The 786-nt window shown below is 63.1% G+C and carries 1 protein-coding gene; it reads right to left on the bottom strand.

Annotated elements, in window-relative coordinates; all coding sequences use genetic code 11:
- Nucleotides 1–786 (bottom strand): MobF family relaxase (gene mobF, locus B7449_RS14895; protein ID WP_048883763.1); only part of this gene is annotated, 786 nt, incomplete at both ends.

The following is a 786-nucleotide window of genomic DNA, read 5'->3' on the forward strand; positions in this document are numbered from 1 at the left end:
CCCCGGGCCGCATACGTTCTGAGCTTGTCGTGATCGATCACGGCGGCTGTTTCAAACTCCCTTGCGAGATGACGGGCAGCGAAACGGTAGGCAATATCGTATCGTTGTTCCCTGGTGCCCACAGGCGCTGCTGGCGTGCCAAGCAGACTTTTTTCCTCCCAGCCAAGACGCCTGGCCTGCTCGCGCCATATCTCATGGTCACTCGTACCTTTGTCCTTGTCGAGCCGGGCTGCCAGGCCGGCCATGGACAGGATGCGGCGCTTGCGGTCGATCGGCATATGCGCCCAGTCCGCTCCTTCCGCCGCGGCGTACTCCTTGGCCGCCCTGATGACGTTGCGTCGTCCCTTGCTGAAGAAATCCGATATATCCGGCGGCACGGCCGAGATGACCGTCGCCTGCTCGTTCGCGTCGTATCGCTGGGCAATGCCGATCCGGCGCAGTTCATCAGCGAGCTGCGCCTGAAAATATGCCCCGAATTCATGAACGCGCGATCGCAGCCGCTTCGTGTCAAGCGACCCCACATGCCCCTCTTCCGTAACCACGACATTGAACAGGGCGTTATGGATATGGGCATGGGGATCGCCGCCTGCTGGCGTGTCGATCAGATAGGTCTGGCCCGTCCCCGCGTCCCGCGCCTCAACCGTCGGGCGCGCGGTGTCATGCCGGAATGACACCCAGGCGACCTCGCCCGGGTTGGCACCGTCTTCGCCCCCATGACCGCGCCGCGCGAAACCGATTTCCCGCGCGACATAGAGCATGGTGGCGTCGTTTGCCCGATCAATGGCA

The organism is Komagataeibacter intermedius TF2, assembly GCF_000964425.1.
In the GTDB taxonomy this organism is placed as follows: Bacteria; Pseudomonadota; Alphaproteobacteria; order Acetobacterales; family Acetobacteraceae; genus Komagataeibacter; species Komagataeibacter intermedius.